The organism is Streptomyces sp. NPDC048331 (genome assembly GCF_043201215.1).
GTDB lineage: Bacteria > Actinomycetota > Actinomycetes > Streptomycetales > Streptomycetaceae > Streptomyces.
In genome coordinates, this window is record NZ_JBICYT010000001.1 from 567,569 (window position 1) to 586,951 (window position 19,383).

The 19,383-nt window shown below is 72.4% G+C and carries 18 protein-coding genes; 11 read left to right on the plus strand and 7 right to left on the minus strand.

Translation table 11 applies throughout. The features are described 5' to 3' along the window. Nucleotides 1-6: 6 nt before the first annotated feature. The gene (locus ACGFYY_RS02645) at nucleotides 7-1,011 is read right to left on the minus strand and encodes a 4-hydroxy-3-methylbut-2-enyl diphosphate reductase (protein ID WP_393706679.1); all 1,005 of its coding nucleotides are present in this window, start codon (nucleotides 1,009-1,011) and stop codon (nucleotides 7-9) included. 163 nt (nucleotides 1,012-1,174) lie between these two features. On the opposite strand from ACGFYY_RS02645, the gene ACGFYY_RS02650 reads away from it, so the two are divergent. From ACGFYY_RS02650 to ACGFYY_RS02665, 4 genes are all read left to right on the plus strand, one after another. Continuing rightward, the gene (locus ACGFYY_RS02650) at nucleotides 1,175-2,554 is read left to right on the plus strand and encodes an APC family permease (protein WP_393706680.1); all 1,380 of its coding nucleotides are present in this window, start codon (nucleotides 1,175-1,177) and stop codon (nucleotides 2,552-2,554) included. A 33-nt stretch (nucleotides 2,555-2,587) separates the two neighbouring features. Then, on the plus strand, nucleotides 2,588-3,874 hold the full coding sequence (gene xseA, locus ACGFYY_RS02655; protein WP_393706681.1) for an exodeoxyribonuclease VII large subunit: 1,287 nt from the start codon (nucleotides 2,588-2,590) through the stop codon (nucleotides 3,872-3,874). 54 nt (nucleotides 3,875-3,928) lie between these two features. Beyond that, the gene (locus ACGFYY_RS02660; RefSeq protein ID WP_365265310.1) at nucleotides 3,929-4,147 is read left to right on the plus strand and encodes an exodeoxyribonuclease VII small subunit; all 219 of its coding nucleotides are present in this window, start codon (nucleotides 3,929-3,931) and stop codon (nucleotides 4,145-4,147) included. Nucleotides 4,148-4,293: 146 nt separating this feature from the next. Beyond that, a complete protein-coding gene (locus tag ACGFYY_RS02665; RefSeq protein ID WP_030712043.1) occupies nucleotides 4,294-4,887 on the plus strand; it encodes a malonic semialdehyde reductase in 594 nt (197 codons plus the stop codon). A 276-nt stretch (nucleotides 4,888-5,163) separates the two neighbouring features. Here ACGFYY_RS02665 and ACGFYY_RS02670 read toward each other — a convergent pair whose 3' ends face one another. Continuing rightward, complete coding sequence (locus tag ACGFYY_RS02670; protein WP_365281604.1) at nucleotides 5,164-5,682, minus strand: DUF4245 domain-containing protein; 519 nt, start codon at nucleotides 5,680-5,682, stop codon at nucleotides 5,164-5,166. Nucleotides 5,683-5,951: 269 nt separating this feature from the next. Here ACGFYY_RS02670 and glpX point away from each other — a divergent pair, with 269 nt between their 5' ends. Next, nucleotides 5,952-6,983, plus strand: a complete 1,032-nt coding sequence (gene glpX / locus ACGFYY_RS02675) for a class II fructose-bisphosphatase (protein WP_030712049.1) — start codon at nucleotides 5,952-5,954, stop codon at nucleotides 6,981-6,983. A gap of 162 nt (nucleotides 6,984-7,145) precedes the next feature. Here the strand turns inward: glpX and ACGFYY_RS02680 are convergent, their stop codons facing one another. The 3 genes from ACGFYY_RS02680 to ACGFYY_RS02690 form a co-directional block, all read right to left on the minus strand. After that, nucleotides 7,146-7,544 (minus strand): WhiB family transcriptional regulator, encoded by a 399-nt coding sequence (locus ACGFYY_RS02680; RefSeq protein ID WP_393706682.1) that lies wholly within the window; start codon nucleotides 7,542-7,544, stop codon nucleotides 7,146-7,148. Nucleotides 7,545-7,677: 133 nt separating this feature from the next. Next, nucleotides 7,678-8,277: a TIGR03086 family metal-binding protein gene (locus ACGFYY_RS02685; RefSeq protein ID WP_393706683.1), complete on the minus strand. Its 600-nt coding sequence runs from the start codon at nucleotides 8,275-8,277 to the stop codon at nucleotides 7,678-7,680. A gap of 98 nt (nucleotides 8,278-8,375) precedes the next feature. Next, the gene (locus ACGFYY_RS02690) at nucleotides 8,376-9,056 is read right to left on the minus strand and encodes a DUF1707 domain-containing protein (RefSeq protein WP_393706684.1); all 681 of its coding nucleotides are present in this window, start codon (nucleotides 9,054-9,056) and stop codon (nucleotides 8,376-8,378) included. Nucleotides 9,057-9,206: 150 nt separating this feature from the next. Here ACGFYY_RS02690 and ACGFYY_RS02695 point away from each other — a divergent pair, with 150 nt between their 5' ends. Beyond that, complete coding sequence (locus ACGFYY_RS02695) at nucleotides 9,207-10,871, plus strand: fumarate hydratase (protein ID WP_393706685.1); 1,665 nt, start codon at nucleotides 9,207-9,209, stop codon at nucleotides 10,869-10,871. 139 nt (nucleotides 10,872-11,010) lie between these two features. Next, complete coding sequence (locus ACGFYY_RS02700; RefSeq protein ID WP_393706686.1) at nucleotides 11,011-11,661, plus strand: hypothetical protein; 651 nt, start codon at nucleotides 11,011-11,013, stop codon at nucleotides 11,659-11,661. Here ACGFYY_RS02700 and ACGFYY_RS02705 read toward each other — a convergent pair. Then, nucleotides 11,606-12,022, minus strand: a complete 417-nt coding sequence (locus tag ACGFYY_RS02705; RefSeq protein WP_393706687.1) for a hypothetical protein — start codon at nucleotides 12,020-12,022, stop codon at nucleotides 11,606-11,608. The two genes, ACGFYY_RS02700 and ACGFYY_RS02705, sit on opposite strands and share 56 nt — an antisense overlap. A gap of 99 nt (nucleotides 12,023-12,121) precedes the next feature. Between ACGFYY_RS02705 and ACGFYY_RS02710 the strand changes: the two genes are divergently transcribed. Next, a complete protein-coding gene (locus ACGFYY_RS02710) occupies nucleotides 12,122-12,892 on the plus strand; it encodes a glycerophosphodiester phosphodiesterase (RefSeq protein WP_393706688.1) in 771 nt (256 codons plus the stop codon). A gap of 68 nt (nucleotides 12,893-12,960) precedes the next feature. Here ACGFYY_RS02710 and ACGFYY_RS02715 read toward each other — a convergent pair whose 3' ends face one another. Beyond that, on the minus strand, nucleotides 12,961-14,466 hold the full coding sequence (locus tag ACGFYY_RS02715) for a ricin-type beta-trefoil lectin domain protein (protein ID WP_393706689.1): 1,506 nt from the start codon (nucleotides 14,464-14,466) through the stop codon (nucleotides 12,961-12,963). Nucleotides 14,467-14,599: 133 nt separating this feature from the next. On the opposite strand from ACGFYY_RS02715, the gene ACGFYY_RS02720 reads away from it, so the two are divergent. From ACGFYY_RS02720 to ACGFYY_RS02730, 3 genes are all read left to right on the plus strand, one after another. Further along, complete coding sequence (locus ACGFYY_RS02720) at nucleotides 14,600-16,003, plus strand: class II fumarate hydratase (protein WP_393706690.1); 1,404 nt, start codon at nucleotides 14,600-14,602, stop codon at nucleotides 16,001-16,003. A gap of 113 nt (nucleotides 16,004-16,116) precedes the next feature. Continuing rightward, nucleotides 16,117-16,836: a DUF402 domain-containing protein gene (locus ACGFYY_RS02725; RefSeq protein WP_365274815.1), complete on the plus strand. Its 720-nt coding sequence runs from the start codon at nucleotides 16,117-16,119 to the stop codon at nucleotides 16,834-16,836. Between the two features lie 309 nt (nucleotides 16,837-17,145). Then, nucleotides 17,146-19,347 (plus strand): SpoIIE family protein phosphatase, encoded by a 2,202-nt coding sequence (locus ACGFYY_RS02730; RefSeq protein WP_393706691.1) that lies wholly within the window; start codon nucleotides 17,146-17,148, stop codon nucleotides 19,345-19,347. Nucleotides 19,348-19,383: the final 36 nt, after the last annotated feature.

Below are 19,383 nucleotides of genomic sequence, written 5' to 3' on the forward strand. Positions count from 1 at the left end.
AACGAGTTACTTGTCGGCGACCAGTTCGGCGGCCTCGGCACGCAGGTCGCGGCGGAGTTCCTTCGGCAGCGAGAAGACGATCGACTCCTCGGCGGTCTTGACGATCTCCACGTCCGCGTAACCGCGCACCGTCAGCCACTCCAGGACCTCCTCGACCAGGACCTCCGGCACCGAGGCGCCCGAGGTGAGGCCGACGGTGGTGACGCCCTCCAGCCAGGCCTCGTCGATCTCGCTCGCGTAGTCGACCAGGTACGCGGCCTTGGCGCCGGCGTCCTTGGCGACCTCGACGAGCCGGATCGAGTTCGAGGAGTTCTTCGAGCCGACCACGATGACCAGGTCGGAGTCGGCGCCCATCACCTTGACCGCGGCCTGCCGGTTCGAGGTGGCGTAGCAGATGTCGTCGCTCGGCGGCGAGACGAGCAGCGGGAACTTGGTCTTCAGCGCGTCGACCGTCTCCATGGTCTCGTCGACCGAGAGGGTGGTCTGGGAGAGCCAGACGACCTTGGACTCGTCGCGGACGGTGACCTTCTCCACGTCGTGCGGGCCGTCGACGATCGTGATGTGGTCGGGGGCCTCGCCGGAGGTGCCGATGACCTCCTCGTGGCCCTCGTGGCCGATGAGGAGGATGTCGAAGTCCTCGTTCGCGTACCGGATGGCTTCCTTGTGCACCTTGGTGACCAGCGGGCAGGTCGCGTCGATCGTCGCGAGCTTGCCGCGCGCGGCCTCCTCGTGCACCACCGGCGCCACGCCGTGCGCGGAGAACATCACGATGGAGCCCTCGGGGACCTCCTCCGTCCGCTCGACGAAGATGGCGCCCTTCTTCTCCAGGGTCTGCACGACGTACTTGTTGTGCACGATCTCGTGGCGGACGTAGACCGGCGCACCGTACTGCTCAAGGGCTTTCTCGACGGCGATCACGGCTCGGTCCACGCCCGCGCAGTAGCCGCGGGGCGCGGCGAGCAGGACACGGCGGGAAGCGGGAGCGGGGGCGGGAGCAGTCATGTGCTCCATCGTACGGGGGTCTCCAGGAGGCCGGGCGTCGGCCGTACGGCACACACTTGCCCGAAAGCCCGCACCACCACCCGTACCACCCGCACCACCACCCGTACGACCCGCACCACCTGACACACACCACCCGTCCCACCTGTCCCGCCCCCTATGCCCCGGAGGACGGATGGCTTCCGTTACGGATTCCAGCGCGGCGGCGCCCTCGGCGCTGCGGCGGAGCCTCGGCTTCCGGGATCTGGTCGTCTACGGCCTGCTGTTCATCGCCCCGATGGCCCCCGTCGGGGTCTTCGGGGCGCTCGACGCCACGTCGCACGGTGCCGTCGCGCTCGTCTACCTCTGCGCGACCGTGGCCATGGCCTTCACGGCCTTCTCCTACGCGCAGATGGTGCGGGTCGCCCCCCAGGCCGGCTCGGTCTTCACGTACGCCCGAAAGGGTCTCGGCGAGGGACCGGGACTGATCGCCGGTTGGATGGCGATGCTCGACTACCTGCTGATCCCGGCGGTCGCGTACCTCTTCTCCGGCATCGCGATGAACGCGCTGGTCCCGGAGGTCTCGCGGTGGGTGTGGGCGGCCCTGGCCGTCGTGGTCACCACCGCGTTGAACCTGTGGGGCGTACGGGCGGCCGCGCGCGTGGGCTTCGCCGTGCTGGCCATGGAGATCCTGGTCCTGCTCGTCTTCGTGGTGGCCGCGGTGACCGTGCTGGTCCAGGGCGGGGCGCGGCGCGGCTGGCTGTCCCCGCTGACCGGGGACGGCTCGCTCGGCTTCAGCACCGCGGCGGTGCTGGGCGCGGTGTCGATCGCGGTCCTGTCCTACCTCGGCTTCGACGCCATCGCCTCCTTCGCCGAGGAGGTGACGGGGAGCTCGGAGCGGGTGGCGCGGGCGGTGCTGTTCTGCCTGGCGCTGGCCGGGCTGCTGTTCATCGCCCAGAGCTATCTGGCGGCGCTGCTCATGCCCGTGTCCGCGGCGGAGCTGGCGGCCGAGCCGGCGCTGCAGGGTCCGGCCTTCTACGACGCGGTGGAGTCAGCGGTCGGCTCCTGGCTGCACGACCTGGTGGCGGTCAGCAAGGCGATCGGGGCGGCCTTCGCGGCGCTGGCCGGGCAGGCGGCGGCCGGGCGGCTGGTGTTCGCGATGGCCCGGGAACGGCGGCTGCCCCGGATGCTCGCCCGCACCTCGGACGGGACCCCGCGGCCCGCCCTGCTGGTGGCGGCCACCATCACGCTGGTCGCGGCGGTGTGGGCGGCCCGGCGCGACGACGGGCTCGACCAGCTGGTGTCGGTGGTGGACGTCGGGGCGCTGGTGGCCTTCACCCTGCTGCACGCCTCGGTGGTGGGTTGGTTCGTGGTGCAGCGGCGCGAGGGTCCGCCGAACTGGTGGAAGCACCTGGTGATGCCGGTGCTGGGGGCGGCGGTGACCGTCGCGGTGATCGTCGAGGCCTCGTGGACGGCGCAGCTGGTGGGGGCGGTGTGGCTGGCGGTGGGCCTGGCGGTGCTGCTCGTCCAGCGCGGCCGCCGCGACCTGCCCGGCGACACCGGCGCCGGGGCCTGACGCACTGTCGGCGGCGCCGGATAGCCTGCGTGCATGGGTCTGAATACGTCGGCCGAGGCGCCGCTGCCGGTAGGCCAGGTGTCCCGGCTCATCGGGGGTTGGATCGAGCGGCTCGGCCAGGTGTGGGTGGAGGGGCAGATCACGCAGCTCTCGCGGCGACCGGGAGCGGGGGTGGTCTTCCTGACGCTGCGCGACCCCTCGCACGACATCTCGGTCAGCGTGACCTGCTTCCGCCAGGTCTTCGACGAGGTCGCCGACGTGGTCTCCGAGGGCGCCCGGGTCGTCCTGCTGGCCAAGCCCGAGTGGTACGCCCCGCGCGGGCAGCTGTCCCTGCGGGCCACGGAGATACGGCCGGTCGGCATCGGGGAGCTCCTCGCCCGGCTGGAGCGCCTCAAGCGGTCCCTGGCCTCCGAGGGGCTCTTCGCGCTGGACCGCAAGAATCCGCTGCCCTTCCTGCCGCAGTTGATCGGGCTGGTGGTCGGGCGGGCCTCGGCGGCCGAGCGCGACGTCCTGGAGAACGCCCGGCGCCGCTGGCCGGCCGTCCGCTTCGAGGTGCGCAACGTAGCCGTCCAGGGGGTGCACGCGGTGCCCCAGGTGGTCCAGGCGGTCAAGGAGCTCGACGCCCTGGACGAGGTCGACGTGATCATCGTGGCGCGCGGCGGGGGCAGCGTGGAGGACCTGCTGCCGTTCTCCGACGAGGAGGTGGTCCGGGCGGTGGCCGCGGCCCGCACCCCGGTGGTCTCGGCGATCGGCCACGAGCCGGACTCCCCGCTGCTTGACCTGGTCGCGGACGTCCGGGCCTCCACGCCCACGGACGCGGCGAAGAAGGTGGTGCCGGACGTCGGCGAGGAGCTGGAGCGCGTACGCCAGCTGCAGGCCCGGGGGCTGCGTGCCGTCACCGGGCTGCTCGACCGGGAGGAACGGGGCCTCGCGCACGCCCTGGCCCGGCCGGTCTTCGTCCACCCCCAGCGGATGGTGGAGATCCGCGAGGACGAGCTGGACGCCTTGCTGGCCCGTGCCCGGCGCACGCTGGGGCACCTGCTGGACCGGGCCGACTCGGAACTGGCGCACACCCTGGCCCGGGTGGTGGCGCTCTCCCCGGCGGCGACGCTGGAGCGGGGGTACGCCGTGCTGCAGCGGGCCGACGGCCATGTGGTGCGCTCCCCGCAGGAGGTGGCTCCGCACGAGGTGCTGCGCGCGCGGGTGGCGGAGGGCTCGTTCTCCGTGGAGGTCTCCCCGGCGGACCAGGCAGACCAGGCAGACCAGGCAGACCAGGCAGACCCGACGGAGCCGACGGACACGACGGCCGCTTCCGCATAGCGACACACGGCCGCAATCACGCGGTCGCACGACACACAGAGGATGGATACGGGAATGACAGAGGCCGGAACGGCGCTGGGGTACGAGCAGGCCCGCGACGAACTCATCGAGGTCGTCCGCAAGCTGGAGGCCGGCGGCACCTCGTTGGAGGACTCCCTCGCGCTCTGGGAGCGCGGCGAGGAGCTGGCGAGGGTGTGCCGGCACTGGCTGGAGGGGGCTCGGGCCCGGCTGGACTCGGCGCTCGCGGCACGCGAGCCGGCCGAGGAGGAGTGACCGGGGAGGGGTGACCCGGGAGGGCCTGGGGCGCGGGTCCGAAAGTGATCCCGATCACCGGCAGGCCGATTTAGTTGAAAATTCATCTACCTCCGCCGTAGAGTCTGGGACATCGCTTCACCTCCGTATGGAAGAAGGCTTTCCCGATGTCTCTCGTTCTTGACTCCGCCGCGCAGGACCTGCTGTTCCGCGAGGCCCGCACGGCCAACTCGTTCACCGACGAGCCGGTCACCGAGGAGCAGGTCCAGGCGATATACGACCTGGTGAAGTTCGGTCCCACCGCCTTCAACCAGACCCCGCTGCGCATCACCCTGGTCCGCTCCCCCGAGGCCCGCGAGCGCCTCGTGCAGCACATGGCCAAGGGCAACGACGCCAAGACCGCCACCGCGCCGCTGGTCGCGATCCTCTCCGCGGACAACGAGTTCCACGAGGAGCTCCCGCAGCTGCTCCCGCACTTCCCGCAGGCCAAGGACGCGTTCTTCTCCGAGCGCCCGGTCCGCGAGCAGTCCGCGCTGCTGAACTCCGCGCTGCAGGCCGCCTACTTCATCATCGGCATCCGCGCCGCCGGCCTGGCCGCGGGCCCGATGACCGGCGCCGACTTCGCCGGCATCCAGAAGGAGTTCCTGGACGCCGACCACACCCCGATCATGGTCATCAACATCGGCAAGCCGGCCGCCGAGGGTGCCTGGTTCGACCGCTCCCCGCGCCTGGGCTTCGACGAGGTCATCACCACCGTCTGATCGGCTCCGCCGTAGCAGCACACGCAGAAGGGGGGGGGGGGGGGGGGGGGGGGGGGGGGGGGGGGGGCGGGGGGGGGGGGCGCCGCCCGCGCCCCCCCCGGGCGGGGCTCCCCCGGGCCGGGCCCGGCCCCCCCCCCCCCCCCCCCCGGGGGCTCCGCCCCCCCCCCCCCCCCCCCCCCCCCCCCCCTTCTGCGTACACGTTCCACGCCGGTGCGCACGAGGCACCCGAGGTGCTCGAGGCGCACGAGACGCCCGAGGCGCCCGAGGTGCAGGGCGCTACTTGCCCTGCTTGAACTCCAGCGCCGCCGCCAGCGCGCCGAGCTGCTCGAAGGAGGCCGTGCCGGTCACCACCGTCACGTAACCCTGCTCCTGCCGCACGAGGGCGTCGTACTTCTCGCCGTCCCAGCGCTCCCAGGTCAGGTCGCCGACCTGCTGCGTCTGCCCGGTGGCCTTCGCCTGCTGGGTGACCTTGGCCAGGTACTTGGCCGAGGTGTCCGTGGACTGTTCCACCGCCGCGTACTGCTGCTCCGGGTCGAGGAAGCCCAGGTGCCAGGCGTTGGCGTTCTTGCGCTCGTACGTCACCGAGGTCGCCCGCCACTGCTCCTGGAGCCCCACGGGGGCCGCCACCGGATACGGGGCCGCACGCCGGGCCGTGATGGTCTCCACCCGGTAGTCGACCGTGCGCGTCGGGTCGGCCTTCTCGTCATGCGGGACGAAGAGGTAGATCCCGGCGACGACGATGCCGATCACCCCCAGCGACCGGACCATGTCCCAGACCGTCTGCTTGCCTTTCATACCTGCCACGCGACCCATCGTCCCGCATCGCGGGGCGGCGATCACCGCCGGGGTCGCGGTGCGGGGCGTGTCGGCGGACCCTGGAGAGTCCCGGTGCGGATCCGCAGGAGATCCGGAGGGCTGGGGAGGACCGCAAGACGTCCGCTCAGGACAATCGGCTGACCGATATGCCGCTCATACGTGACCCGCCCTGCTCAATATGTCGACGTACCGATAGAGTTCCAGCACCCTCACTTCCCGGCCGTCGCCGTACAGAAAGGTGCGCTCCGATGACCGAGCACAACCTGCCGCCCCAGCTCGAAGTCTCTCCGGAGGCCCCCGACCGCAACCTCGCACTGGAACTCGTACGGGTCACCGAGGCCGCCGCCATGGCCGCGGGCCGGTGGGTCGGTCGCGGCGACAAGATCGGCGCGGACGGTGCCGCGGTCAACGCGATGCGCACCCTGATCTCCACCGTCTCGATGAACGGCGTCGTCGTCATCGGCGAGGGGGAGAAGGACGAGGCCCCCATGCTCTTCAACGGCGAGCGGGTCGGCGACGGCACGGGCGCCGAGGTCGACATCGCCGTGGACCCGATCGACGGCACCACCCTGAACGCCAAGGGCATGCCGAACGCCATCGCCGTCCTGGCGGCCGCCGACCGCGGCACCATGTTCGACCCGTCCGCGGTGTTCTACATGGAGAAGCTGGTCACCGGTCCCGAGGCCGCCGACTTCGTCGACATCAACGCTCCCGTCTCGGTGAACATCCGCCGCGTCGCCAAGGCCAAGAACATGGCCGTCGAGGACGTCACCGTGGTCATCCTGGACCGCCCCCGCCACGAGGGCATCGTCAAGGAGATCCGCGAGACCGGAGCCCGGATCAAGTTCATCTCCGACGGCGACGTCGCCGGCTCGGTCATGGCCGTGCGCGAGGGCACCGGCGTCGACCTGCTCCTCGGCATCGGCGGCACCCCCGAGGGCATCATCTCGGCGTGCGCCATAAAGTGCCTCGGCGGCACCATCCAGGGCAAGCTCTGGCCGAAGGACGAGGCCGAGCGCCAACGCGCGCTCGACGCCGGTCACGACCTGGACCGCGTCCTGACCACGAACGACCTGGTGTCCGGCGAGAACGTCTTCTTCGTCGCCACCGGCATCACCGACGGCGAGCTGCTGCGCGGTGTCCACTACCGCTCGGAGACCGCGACGACGTCCTCGCTGGTCATGCGCTCCAAGTCGGGCACGATCCGACAGATCGACTCCACGCACCGCCTGTCGAAGCTGCGCGCGTACAGCGCGATCGACTTCGACCGCGCGCACTGATTCCGGTGTGAGGAAGCGAGAGGGGCGGTCACCGCGTGCGGCGGGACCGCCCCTCTCGCACATCCACGCACGTCCGGCATCGGCCTGCGGCGTCGTCGCCCGAGGGCGACGCCCGGCGCCCCGGTGATCCGCCGCGGGCGGCCCGGACGGCCCGGGACCGGTTCAGCCGGCCGCGGCGATCGGCCCGGTTCCCGGGGCCTGACGCAGCTCGGCGGCCCTACGCCGCATCCGTGCCAGCACGACCCGGCGCTCGGCCGCCGTGAGCCCGCCCCACACCCCGTACGGCTCGGGCTGGAGCAGCGCGTGCTCCCGGCAGGCGACCATCACCGGGCAGCGGGCGCAGACTCGCTTGGCCGCCTCCTCGCGCGAGAGCCGGGCCGCGGTCGGCTCCTTGGACGGCGCGAAGAAGAGCCCCGCCTCGTCCCGGCGGCACACCGCCTCCGCATGCCATGGGCCGTCCTCCGCCCTCGCCGGCACCCGCGGCTTCGGCACGGCCGTCGCGCGCCCCGAAAAATTCTGGACGGCGGCTACCTGCAAGGACTGATGCGGCGGATGCGGCACGGTCTACTCCTGACGACGTATACGTGAGCGAGAGACGACGCACCTGTCCCTACCCGCTGTACGCGCCCCTATGCACCGCGCGCCACGGGCCGCCGGGGGTTCGTCCGAAACGAGACCCCCGTCGGGCGGGCCGTCACGCCGTGGGCGCGGCCCAACCGGGATCCCGCCCGAGGAAGGCCAGCAGGCGCGCCGCCGCGCCGTGGTCCGCGCCCGGCGCGAGGGGGACGGCCGGGCCGTAGGCGAAGCCTCGCAGGGGCTCGGTGAGGGCGTCGGCGGCCGGGCGCACGGCGGCGGCCAGCGCGTCGGTCAGGCCCGGCGGGCGGCCCGTGGCGACGGCGATGTCCCAGGCGTGCACGGCGGCGTCGAGGGCGGCCGCGCCGACGGCCGTCGCGGCCGGTACGGAGAAGGGCGGCAGCGGCACGGCGACCTCGGTCTCGTCGGGGGCGACGCCGGCGAAGGCCTCGGCCGCGGCGGCGAGCGCCGGTTCCAGCAGGGCCGCGGGCGGGCCGGCCAGGGTGCCGGAGGGCGCGAAGGGGTCCTCGGTGGGCCCGGGACCGCCGGTCAGACGGGCGGCGTAGGCGAGCTGGTCGCCTGCGGCGTGCCGGAGGACCTGGGTGACGTTCCACCCCGTGCAGGGGGTCGGGCGGTCCCAGCCGTCGGCGGGCACCCCCGCGACGGCCTCGCGCAGGGTCGCGTACGCCTGGTCGAGCAGTTCCCACGTGGTTGTCGTCATGCTCGGGACCCTAGAACGCGGCGTCGCGGGCGGCGGCCGAATTTCGTCGGATCCGGATCCGCGGCGCACCGACCCAGGGCCGGCCGCCTCGGCCGGTGTCAGCCCTCCAGGCGCTCGCGCAGCTTGCGGGCCAGGTCCACCAGGCGGGCGCCGAGCTTGGGCCGCGCCTCGATGTTGCCGAGCAGGGCGAAGCCCCGCACGATCACCACCGGCGCCTGCGGGTCGGTCTCCCCTCGGCCCTCGCCGCGTACCTCGAAGTTCCCGAGGACCCCGCTGCCGTAGCCGCGCAGGGTGACGTTCTCCGGGACCAGGACCTCGACGTTGCCGAGGACGCAGGTCACGTTGATCTCGGTGACCTGCTGTTCGAAGACCGCTTCGGTGAGGTCGATGGTGATGTCGCCCATGACCGAGACGGCGCGGGTGTGCGGGCCCGGCCGCCAGCGGCCCTTGCGGGCGGAGCTGCTGCACACGGCCACTATCGTCTCGGCGGGGCCGCCGGGGGCCGTGGAGGGGGTCCCGTACGAGGGCGGGGCATGGACGCCGCCGGGCGCGGGCAGATCACGGACGAGCACTTCCAGCTCGCCGACGGTCTTGACCGCGTAGAGCGTGTCCAGTCGGTCGGAGTGCTCCTCGGCCGTCAGCCGGCCTTCGGCGAGCGCGTCGCCGAGGATCTGCGCGATCCGGTCCCGGTCCGCGTCGGAGGCGCGCAGCTCGGCGGGGCCGGGGCTCGCAGGGGCGGGTGCGGGTGCGGGGGCGGCGGGGTGCTTTTCCAGGTCCACGACGCCCAGCATAGCGAGACACGATAGATCGCGATACTGCTGAGTGAGCCTTACCTCACAGACACGCCCGCGGGAAGAGGTCCTACGCTGGTTAACCGCGCTGCCAATCGGTCGCCAGCGCCGTCTGCCGAGTGAGGAATGACTGCCGTCATGCCAGAGTTTGCGTACACCGACCTGCTGCCCCTGGGCGAGGACACCACCCCGTACCGACTGGTGACCGCCGAGGGCGTGTCCACCTTCGAGGCGGACGGCCGTACGTTCCTCAAGGTCGAGCCGGAGGCGCTGCGCAAGCTCGCCGAAGAGGCCATCCACGACATCCAGCACTTCCTGCGCCCCGCGCACCTGGCGCAGCTGCGTCGCATCATCGACGACCCCGAGGCCTCCTCGAACGACAAGTTCGTGGCCCTGGACCTGCTGAAGAACGCGAACATCGCGGCGGCCGGCGTCCTGCCGATGTGCCAGGACACGGGCACGGCGATCGTCATGGGCAAGCGCGGCCAGAACGTGCTCACCGAGGGAGGGGACGAGGCGGCGCTCTCGCGCGGCATCTACGACGCCTACACGCGGCTGAACCTGCGCTACTCGCAGATGGCCCCGATCACGATGTGGGAGGAGAAGAACACCGGCTCGAACCTGCCCGCGCAGATCGAGCTGTACGCGACCGACGGCGGCGCGTACAAGTTCCTCTTCATGGCCAAGGGCGGCGGCTCGGCCAACAAGTCCTTCCTCTACCAGGAGACCAAGGCGGTCCTCAACGAGGCCTCCATGATGAAGTTCCTGGAGGAGAAGATCCGCTCGCTCGGTACGGCGGCCTGCCCGCCCTACCACCTGGCGATCGTCGTCGGCGGCACCTCGGCCGAGCACGCGCTGAAGACCGCCAAGTACGCCTCGGCGCACTACCTGGACGAGCTGCCCCGCGAGGGCTCGGCGCTGGGCCACGGCTTCCGCGACGAGGCCCTGGAGCAGCAGGTCTTCGAGCTGACCCAGAAGATCGGCATCGGCGCGCAGTTCGGCGGCAAGTACTTCTGCCACGACGTCCGCGTCGTGCGCCTTCCCCGGCACGGCGCCTCCCTGCCGGTCGCCATCGCCGTGTCCTGCTCGGCGGACCGCCAGGCCACCGCGAAGATCACCGCCGAGGGCGTCTTCCTGGAGCAGCTGGAGACGGACCCGGCGCGCTTCCTGCCGGACACCACGGACGAGCACCTGAGCGAGGCCTCGGATGTCGTCTCCATCGACCTGAACCAGCCGATGGACGACATCCTGGCGACGCTCACCAAGCACCCGGTGAAGACCCGGCTGTCGCTGACCGGTCCGCTGGTCGTGGCGCGCGACATCGCGCACGCGAAGATCAAGGAGCTGCTGGACTCGGGCGCGCCGATGCCGCAGTACCTGAAGGACCACCCGGTCTACTACGCCGGTCCCGCGAAGACCCCCGAGGGCTACGCCTCGGGCTCCTTCGGCCCGACCACGGCAGGCCGCATGGACTCCTACGTCGAGCAGTTCCAGGCGGCGGGCGGCTCCAAGGTCATGCTGGCCAAGGGCAACCGCTCCCAGCAGGTGACGGACGCGTGCGGTACGCACGGCGGCTTCTACCTGGGCTCGATCGGTGGCCCGGCGGCGCGCCTGGCCCAGGACTGCATCAAGAAGGTCGAGGTCCTGGAGTACGAGGAGCTCGGCATGGAGGCGGTCTGGAAGATCGAGGTCGAGGACTTCCCGGCCTTCATCGTGGTCGACGACAAGGGCAACGACTTCTTCCAGAACCCGGCCCCGGAGCCGACGTTCACCCACATCCCGGTCCGCGGCCCGGGCCTGTAGCGCGAGGACCTGAGGGCCCCTCCCCCGTTCGGGGGAGGGGCCCTCAGGCATATCCGCCCATCGGCAGATGGCAGGCCGACGAACTCCCGGCGAGGCTGTTCCCGTAACCGAACGGCACGACCGCCAAAGGGAGTTCACGATGAAGAACCGTAAGCGCGCCCTCGTCCTGGCCGGAACCGCCGCCGCGCTGGCGGCGACGCTGATCGCCGCGGCGCCGGCCCCCGCGGCCCCGGCCGCCGCGACGCCGGCCGCGCAGGCCGCGCCGAAGGTCGCCGCGGTGCACGGGGGCGGCACGATCCGCTACCCGTACGCGCCCGCGTCGCACGACATCCGCTTCACGGTCGACGCCGAGGCCGTCCCGTGGAGCAGGCCCTTCCCCGCGCAGGGCGGGGAGCAGGGCATGCCGGTCGACGCGCGGGGCAAGGTGACGATCTACCACGCGATGCCGGACGAGAACGTCACCGCGGTCGGCGAGGCGGAGGTGGACTGCCTGGTCACCGGCGGCCGGACGGCCACCATCACCGCGGTGGTCACCTCCTCGAACGTCGGCTGGGAGGGCAAGCGGATCGGGATCAGCGTCCAGGACGGGGAACGCGGCGGCCCGGACCGGCTGGGCTTCTCGTGGGGCATCGCCAACGTCGACGTGCAGCCCGACGGGTCGGTGTCCGAGCCCCGTGTGGGCACGTGCATGGCCCCGGCCCCCTTCACCGAGGTCACCAAGGGCGGGTTCAAGGTCACCCCGGCGCCGCTGCCCCCGCGCCCGTCGACCCCGCGCCCGTCGACCCCGTGATCAGCCGCCTGATCAGCTCGGCCTCGACCGGGGTCGCCCGGTAGCCGTCCCGTACGGCGACGTGCGACTGCGCCAGGGGCAGGCCGAGCACCTTCCGGACGGCCCTGAGGGCGGGCACGCCGCCGCCCCGGAGATCCATGAGGACGGTCCCCTGCGCCGCGACGACGGCCGCACGGACGTGATCGGGCGCCGGCCCCCGCCCTTCGTCGCGGTTACAGGTGTCGGGGGCCCCGAAGGCGCAGGTGCCGCACGCCCACTCCGCCCGCCAGGAGAGCGCGTCCCCGTCGATCAGCTGCCACGCGTGGAACACGCAGCGCCGGCACGGCTCGCAGGGCATGGAGGTCGTCGTCCGCTCGGGCATGGCGTCAGCCTGCCCGCCCGTTCGGGGCACCGCATCCGGTTAACGTCGGGGACACAGCTGCACACCTGCACGTTCACCCCGGTTCGCAAGGATTTCCGTATGACTGCCGCATCCTCCCTCCGCACCACCCGCGCCGTCCGGGTCGTCGCCCACCGCGGGGCCTCCCACGAGCACCCCGAGCACACCCTCGCCGCCTACCGGCAGGCCGTCGCCGACGGGGCCGACGCGCTCGAATGCGACGTACGGCTGACCGCCGACCACAAGCTGGTGTGCGTGCACGACCGGCGGGTGGAGCGGACCTCCGACGGGCGCGGGGTGGTCTCCGAGATGACCTACGAGCAGCTGTCCGCGCTCGACTTCGGCAGCTGGAAGGGCGAGGAGCACCGGGGAGCCCAGGTGTTGCTCTTCGAGGACCTGCTGAAGGAGGCGCTGGCCGCGGACCGGCCCGTCGGACTGGCCGTGGAGACCAAGCACCCCACCCGTACCGGCGGCCGTCTGGAGGCCGAACTCGTGCGGGTCCTGAAGGACCACGGACTGGCGGACGGCCGGGCGGGCCTGGTCGAGGTGATGAGCTTCTCCCGCAACGCCCTGATCAGGCTGAACCGGCTCGCGCCCGGCCTGCCCGCCGTCTACCTGATGGAGCGGCGACTGCGGCCGCTCCGGCCGCCGTTCGCGGGGCACGCCGGCCCGGGCATCGACCTCGTACGCCGGGACCCGGGGCTGGTGGCCCGGCTGAAGGCGAAGGGGCTGTCGGTGCGGGTGTGGACGGTGGACGAGCCGCGGGACGTGGAGCTGTGCGTGCGGCTCGGCGTGGACACGATCATCACCAACCGGCCCAAGCAGGTGCGGGAGCAGCTGGAGGCCCGCTGAGGCCCGTCGTGGGAACACCCGGCCGGGGTGCGCCGGCCGGGCGTGGGGGGTCTTCGGGTGCGGGGCGGTTACGCGAAGCGCTGTGCGGCGGAGCCGTCGCAGGTCCGCAGGCGCAGCGGCTCGTGGGCGGCGGCCACCGTCAGACACATGCCCGGGGCGGCTGCGGGGCGCAGGGTGGCGCCGTCGCGGACGAACCGCTGGTTCGCGCCGCCGTGGCAGTTCCAGATGATCAGGCCGGTGCCGGAACCGTAGTCGGCGCCGGGGACGTCGAGGCAGCGGTCCTGGGTCAGTTCGACGTGCACGGAGCCGCGGGCGCTGTCGTACCACCAGCCCTGGTTGCGGCCGCCGTGGCAGTCCCATCCGACGATCTTGGTCTCGTTCGCGCTGGAGCCTCCGAAGGAGTCGAGGCAGTTGCCGGTCGCCTCGTTCTTCAGGGGCTTGAACGTGTCGTCCCAGGCCCCGGCCTGCAGGACGGGCGTGCCGGTGCTCGCGGGGTCCGCGCAGGAGGCCTCGCGCAGGCCGGAGTCGTAGAGCTGGGTCAGGCAGGACGCGAAGGCGCCGTGGCCGCGGTAGTTGGGGTGGAAGGACTGGCGGGCGGTGTTCTCGTCCCACGGGAAGTGGTCCCCGAGGTCCAGGTAGAGGCCGCGGGCCCAGGTGTCCTCCATGCAGACCTCGTGGCCGTGGAAGAGCCTCGAGTTGTCCAGGTAGATCGCGCCGGAGGCGAGGGCGGCCGCGCGCATGCCCTTCCCGAAGGTGGGCACCGCGTAGTTGCGGCCCCAGGCGGCGTCGGAGTCGTAGCCGGCGCAGCCGCCGGGCAGCTTGCCGGGGAAGTTCGGGTTGTCGTAGAAGTCGGGCCCGATGGGGCTGGGATAACCCATCACGACGAGCTTGTAGTCGGAGTCGGCGTAACCGGCGTCGCGCATGACGGTCCTGAGGTCCGCGACCGTGGCTTCCACCTTGGGCTTCAGGCCGTCGACGCGCGCCTGCCAGGTGGGCTTGTACGTGGGCTCGCAGGTGCCCTGGCCGAGGACCCAGCGGGTCACGCAGTCGGTCATGACCGGGCCGAACTGGAGGTCGTCGTTGGCACCGGCGACCAGCAGGACCATCTTGATCTTCGTGTTGCGGGCCTTGACGGCCAGGTTGTCGCTCTGCACCAGCTCGTCGGCGTACTGCTTGCTGCCGCCGATCCTGATGTTGCCGGTGTAGCCGCCGGAACAGGCGACGTTGAAGGTCAGGTCGGCCGGGATGCCGGTGCGGTGGATCGCCGCGTCCGGCGAGCGGTGGCACTGGTTGTTCGGCGTGTTGGTGGAGGGGTCGTAGGTGCCGACGCCCTCGCCCGAAATCTCACTGTCGCCCAGCGAGATCAGGCCAGTTTTCCGCTCGTTCATCGGGCGGACGGCCGGGGCGCCGTAGATCTTGGTGGCCTCCGCGGCGCGGACGGCCTCCAGCTCGGGCGACAGGGGCACGGCGACGGCCCCGGAGGCGGGCGCCGCCTGGGCCATGGGGGTGATGGCGGTGACTCCCCCCAGGGCGGCCGCGATCGCCGCGACGGCGGCGAAGGTAGATCTGAGCATGGGTCTCGTACGGGCACGTGCCATGGAACGCCTCCCTGGAGATGGGTGTTACCCCCGGTATTTACTGGCCGGTAGGGGAGTTGGGAACACTTCGAACAAGACAATTGCTCAACTTTTTGAGGAGGCTATGAACATGACCGATGACCAGCAGGCCGACACGTTCCGGATCGAGCACGACTCCATGGGCGACGTACGGGTGCCCCGGCACGCCAAATGGCGCGCCCAGACCCAGCGCGCCGTGGAGAACTTCCCCCTCTCCGGGCAGGGGTTGGAGCGCGCCCACATCGAGGCACTCGCCCGGATCAAGGCCGCCGCCGCCGTGGTGAACGCGAAGCTCGGCGTGGTGGACCAGGACGTCGCCGACGCCATCCGCGCCGCCGCCGCCGAGGTGGCCGACGGACGCTGGGACGACCACTTCCCCGTGGACGTCTTCCAGACCGGCTCCGGCACCTCGTCCAACATGAACACCAACGAGGTGATCGCCACCCTGGCCACCGAACGCCTGGGCCGCGAGGTCCACCCCAACGACCACGTCAACGCCTCGCAGAGCTCCAACGACGTGTTCCCGTCGTCCATCCACATCGCCGCCACCGCCGCCGTCACCGGTGAGCTGATCCCGGCCCTGGAGCACCTGGCGGCCGCCCTGGAGCGCAAGGCCACCGAGTTCGCCCCGGTCGTCAAGGCCGGCCGCACCCACCTGATGGACGCCACCCCGGTCACCCTCGGCCAGGAGTTCGGCGGGTACGCCGCCCAGATCCGCTACGGCGTCGAGCGGCTGCGGGCGGCCCTGCCGCGGCTGGCCGAGCTGCCGCTGGGCGGCACCGCGGTGGGCACCGGCATCAACACCCCGCCCGGGTTCTCCGCCGCGGTGATCGCCGAGGTCGCCGAGGCGACCGGACTCCCGCTGACCGAGGCCCGCGACCACTTCGAGGCACAGGGGGCCCGGGACGCCCTCGTGGAAACCTCCGGAATGCTGCGCACGGTCGCCGTGTCCCTCACCAAAATCTCCAACGACCTTCGCTGGATGGCCTCCGGACCACGCACCGGATTGGCCGAAATCAACCTCCCGGATCTCCAGCCGGGCTCCTCGATCATGCCCGGGAAGGTCAATCCGGTGGTCCCGGAGGCCGTCCTGATGGTCGCCGCACAGGTCATGGGGAACGACGCGACGGTCGCCGTGGCGGGCGCGGCCGGCAACTTCGAGCTCAACGTGATGCTCCCGGTCATGGCCAGGAACCTCCTCGAATCGATCCGGCTGCTCGGCGGCGCGAGCCGCCTGCTGGCCGACCGCACGATCGACGGGATCACCGCCAACGAGGCCCGGGCCAGGGAATACGCCGAGTCCTCGCCCTCCGTGGTCACCCCGCTCAACCGCTACATCGGCTACGAGGAGGCCGCCAAGGTCGCCAAGAGGTCCCTCGCCGAGCGCAGGACGATCCGGGAGGTGGTCCTGGAGTCCGGGTACGTGGAGCGCGGCGCCCTCACCCTGGAGCAGCTCGACGAGGCCCTCGACGTGCTGCGCATGACCCACCCCTGACCCGTCCGAGCGCCCCCCGGGGGCGGGGGCCGGATCCGGTCGATTCTCCTCTCCGAACCCGCCGGTGACCTGCGCCGCAGCGGGCGCGGCGACCCCCGCCCTAAGATCTGCGCATGACAGGTACTTTCAAGCCGGGTAACTCCGCGGCGCGGAGCGCGCCGCGGAGCCCCGCGCGGGGCCCGCGCTGGGCGCCGGGGGAGCAGATCCTGTGGCGCTACCGCGACCACGCCCCGGGACTGAAGGGCCCGGTCCACATCTGCCGCCCGGTGACCGTGGTCGAGGACACGGACGAGCTGCTGGCGGTGTGGATGGCCCCCGGCACCGAATGCGTCAAGCCGGTACTGGCCGACGGCACCTCCGTCCACGAGGAGCCGCTCGCCACCCGCTACACGGCGCCACGGACCACCGTACGGTCGCGCTGGTTCGGCGCCGGCGTCCTGAAACTGGCCCGGCCCGGGGACTCCTGGTCCGTGTGGCTGTTCTGGGGCCCCGGCTGGCAGTTCAAGAACTGGTACGTGAACCTGGAGGAGCCGCGCTCGCGCTGGGCCGGCGGGGTGGACTCCGTGGACCACTTCCTGGACATCGCCGTCCACCCGGACCGCAGTTGGACGTGGCTCGACGAGGACGAGTTCGCGCAGGCACAGCGGTCCGGTCTGATGGACCGTGAGCAGGCCGACCGGGTAAGGGAGGCGGGCCGCGCGGCCGTCGCGGTGATCGAGGAATGGGGAGCCCCGTTCTCCGACGGATGGGAGAACTGGCGGCCGGATCCGGCCTGGACGATTCCGACTCTTCCGGAGGACTGGGACCGCACCCCGGCGCATATGACCTCATGAGACCCTTGATGCGCCCCCAGGGTGCAAACGTAGGATCGTCCTCCACGAGATCACGCGCGCGGGACGATGCGGTCGCCGCATCCTTGCGCAAGTGTCCCTCGGCGCACGGGATCTGACCGGAGGTCGGACGCACGACGAGAGACGACGAGGGGGCGGGGGTCCGTCAGGGGCACCTCCCGGCCGGAGGTGGGGAGAGAAGTTTGGGGCAGGAACCTCGGGGTGATGGTGCCCGGGCCGCTGAGCGGGTATACCGCGACTGACCGAGTTGAGTGCAGCGCACATCGAGCGCAAACGGACGGAAATCCACGCGTGACGGAGTACCCCACCTCCCAGGAGGGCCCGCAGCCCGTCGCCTCCGGCGGAGGTACGGACGAGGCCGGCCACGGCAAGGCGCCCATCGCCGCCACCGAGGCCGTACGCACGCATGCGCCGGGCAAGGGCGCGGAGCCCGGCGGCAGCGCCGCGGCCTCCGACGCACGCGCGGCCCGCTCGGCGGCCGGGCTCCCCCGGCCCCGCGGCGCCGCCGCGCCGGACGTCCCGGGCGCCGCGGACCGCCTCCAGGGCCAGGTACAAGCACAGGGACAGCCGCAGGACCCTGGCCACGACAACGCCCGCCCGCGGGAGGACCCGACCCACGGTGACACCGGGGCGGTCGCCGCCACCGCGGGCGCCGGCCGGCACGGAGGCGGCGGGTCCGGAGCACCGCTCACGGGTGCCGGGGAGGCGACCGCGGCGCGCCGCGAGGGGGACCGGCTGCGCTTCGTCGGTGCGGCCACCCGGCGCATCGCCCGCGGCATCGACCTCGACGAGATCGTGCTGGGCCTGTGCCGGGCCACCGTGCCGACCTTCTCGGACGCCATCCTCGTCTACCTGCGCGATCCGCTCCCGGTCGGCGACGAGCGGCCCGTCGGCCCGGTCGTTTTAAGGCTCCGGCGCACCGACCGGCTCCGGCCGATCGACGACCTGACGGACATGAGCAGCACGATCGGCGCGGGGATGGACCTCGCCGGGGCCGCGGGGGCCACCGGCGAGCTCGACTTCAGCCAGTTGCCGCTGGTCGGCCCGCAGGGTGACCTGCCCGCGGCCGAGCTGTGCGAGATCCGGCCGGGCGGCGCGCTCGCCGAGGTGCTGCGCGGCGTACGGCCCGTCTTCGCGTCCTCCGCCGCCGCCCGGGCGGCGCTGCCGGAGCTGCTCGGCGAGGACCACCCGCTGCCGGGCGGCAACCGGGCCGTCCTCGCGCCGCTGCGCGGCCGTCGCCGGGTGATCGGCGCGGCCGTGTTCCTGCGCAGCCCCGAGCGGCCCGCGTTCGAGCCGAACGACCTCCTGGTCGCCGCCCAGCTGGCCACCCACACCGCGCTCGGCATCGACAAGGCGGTCCTGTACGGCCGTGAGGCGTACATCGCCGACGAGTTGCAGCGCACCATGCTGCCCGACAGCCTGCCGCAGCCCACGGGGGTGCGCCTCGCCTCCCGGTATCTGCCGGCCGCCGAGACGGCCCGGGTCGGCGGCGACTGGTACGACGCCATACCGCTGCCCGGCAGCCGGGTCGCGCTCGTCGTCGGCGACGTCATGGGCCACTCCATGACCTCCGCCGCGATCATGGGTCAGCTGCGCACCACCGCGCAGACCCTCGCGCAGCTGGACCTGCCGCCCGCCGAGGTCCTGCACCACCTGGACGAGCAGGCGCAACGCCTCGGCTCCGACCGCATGGCCACCTGCCTGTACGCGGTCTACGATCCCGTCGCGCACCGGATCACCATCGCCAACGCGGGCCACCCGCCGCCGGTCCTGCTGCACCTGGGCGGCCGTGCCGAGGTGCTCCGCGTACCCCCCGGCGCGCCCATCGGCGTCGGCGGCGTGGACTTCGAGGCCGTGGAGCTGGACGCGCCCGCCGGGGGCACCCTGCTGCTCTACACCGACGGCCTGGTGGAGTCGCGCCTGCGGGACGTGTGGACCGGCATCGAGCAGCTCCGCGAGCGCCTGGCGACCACCGCCCAGCTGACGGGCCTGGACCATCCGCCGCCGCTGGAGGCGCTCTGCGACGACGTGTTGGACATGCTCGGCCCCGGTGACCGGGACGACGACATCGCGCTGCTCGCGGCCCGGTTCGACGGGATCGCGCCCAGCGACGTCGCGTACTGGTTCCTGGACCCGGAGGAGACCGCGCCGGGCCGGGCCCGCCGGTTCGCCCGCCGCGCCCTGACCCGGTGGGGCCTGGAGGAGCTGAGCGACTCGCTGGAGCTGCTGGTCAGCGAGGTGGTCACCAATGCCGTGCGGTACGCGGAGCGGCCCGTGACCCTGCGCCTGCTGCGGACGGACGTCCTGCGCTGCGAGGTCGGCGACGACTCGCCGCAGCTGCCGCGCCAGCGCCGGGCGCGGGACACCGACGAGGGCGGCCGCGGCCTGTTCCTGGTCAACCGGATGGCCCGCCGCTGGGGTGCGACCCGGCTCAGCAGCGGCAAGGTCGTCTGGTTCGAGCTGTCGCTGCCGGGGCGGCCCGAGCGGCGCTGATCGCGCTCCGTACGAAAGGCCGCCGCCCCACAGCTT

Excerpts from the sequence above, each read along its gene's own strand:
- ACGFYY_RS02645 (WP_393706679.1), bottom strand. The coding sequence starts at position 1,011 with ATGGAGCACATGACTGCTCCCGCCCCCGCTCCCGCTTCCCGCCGTGTC.
- ACGFYY_RS02650 (WP_393706680.1), top strand. The coding sequence starts at position 1,175 with ATGGCTTCCGTTACGGATTCCAGCGCGGCGGCGCCCTCGGCGCTGCGG.
- xseA (WP_393706681.1), top strand. The coding sequence starts at position 2,588 with ATGGGTCTGAATACGTCGGCCGAGGCGCCGCTGCCGGTAGGCCAGGTG.
- ACGFYY_RS02660 (WP_365265310.1), top strand. The coding sequence starts at position 3,929 with ATGACAGAGGCCGGAACGGCGCTGGGGTACGAGCAGGCCCGCGACGAA.
- ACGFYY_RS02665 (WP_030712043.1), top strand. The coding sequence starts at position 4,294 with ATGTCTCTCGTTCTTGACTCCGCCGCGCAGGACCTGCTGTTCCGCGAG.
- ACGFYY_RS02670 (WP_365281604.1), bottom strand. The coding sequence starts at position 5,682 with ATGAAAGGCAAGCAGACGGTCTGGGACATGGTCCGGTCGCTGGGGGTG.
- glpX (WP_030712049.1), top strand. The coding sequence starts at position 5,952 with ATGACCGAGCACAACCTGCCGCCCCAGCTCGAAGTCTCTCCGGAGGCC.
- ACGFYY_RS02685 (WP_393706683.1), bottom strand. The coding sequence starts at position 8,277 with ATGACGACAACCACGTGGGAACTGCTCGACCAGGCGTACGCGACCCTG.
- ACGFYY_RS02695 (WP_393706685.1), top strand. The coding sequence starts at position 9,207 with ATGCCAGAGTTTGCGTACACCGACCTGCTGCCCCTGGGCGAGGACACC.
- ACGFYY_RS02700 (WP_393706686.1), top strand. The coding sequence starts at position 11,011 with ATGAAGAACCGTAAGCGCGCCCTCGTCCTGGCCGGAACCGCCGCCGCG.
- ACGFYY_RS02705 (WP_393706687.1), bottom strand. The coding sequence starts at position 12,022 with ATGCCCGAGCGGACGACGACCTCCATGCCCTGCGAGCCGTGCCGGCGC.
- ACGFYY_RS02710 (WP_393706688.1), top strand. The coding sequence starts at position 12,122 with ATGACTGCCGCATCCTCCCTCCGCACCACCCGCGCCGTCCGGGTCGTC.
- ACGFYY_RS02715 (WP_393706689.1), bottom strand. The coding sequence starts at position 14,466 with ATGCTCAGATCTACCTTCGCCGCCGTCGCGGCGATCGCGGCCGCCCTG.
- ACGFYY_RS02720 (WP_393706690.1), top strand. The coding sequence starts at position 14,600 with ATGACCGATGACCAGCAGGCCGACACGTTCCGGATCGAGCACGACTCC.
- ACGFYY_RS02725 (WP_365274815.1), top strand. The coding sequence starts at position 16,117 with ATGACAGGTACTTTCAAGCCGGGTAACTCCGCGGCGCGGAGCGCGCCG.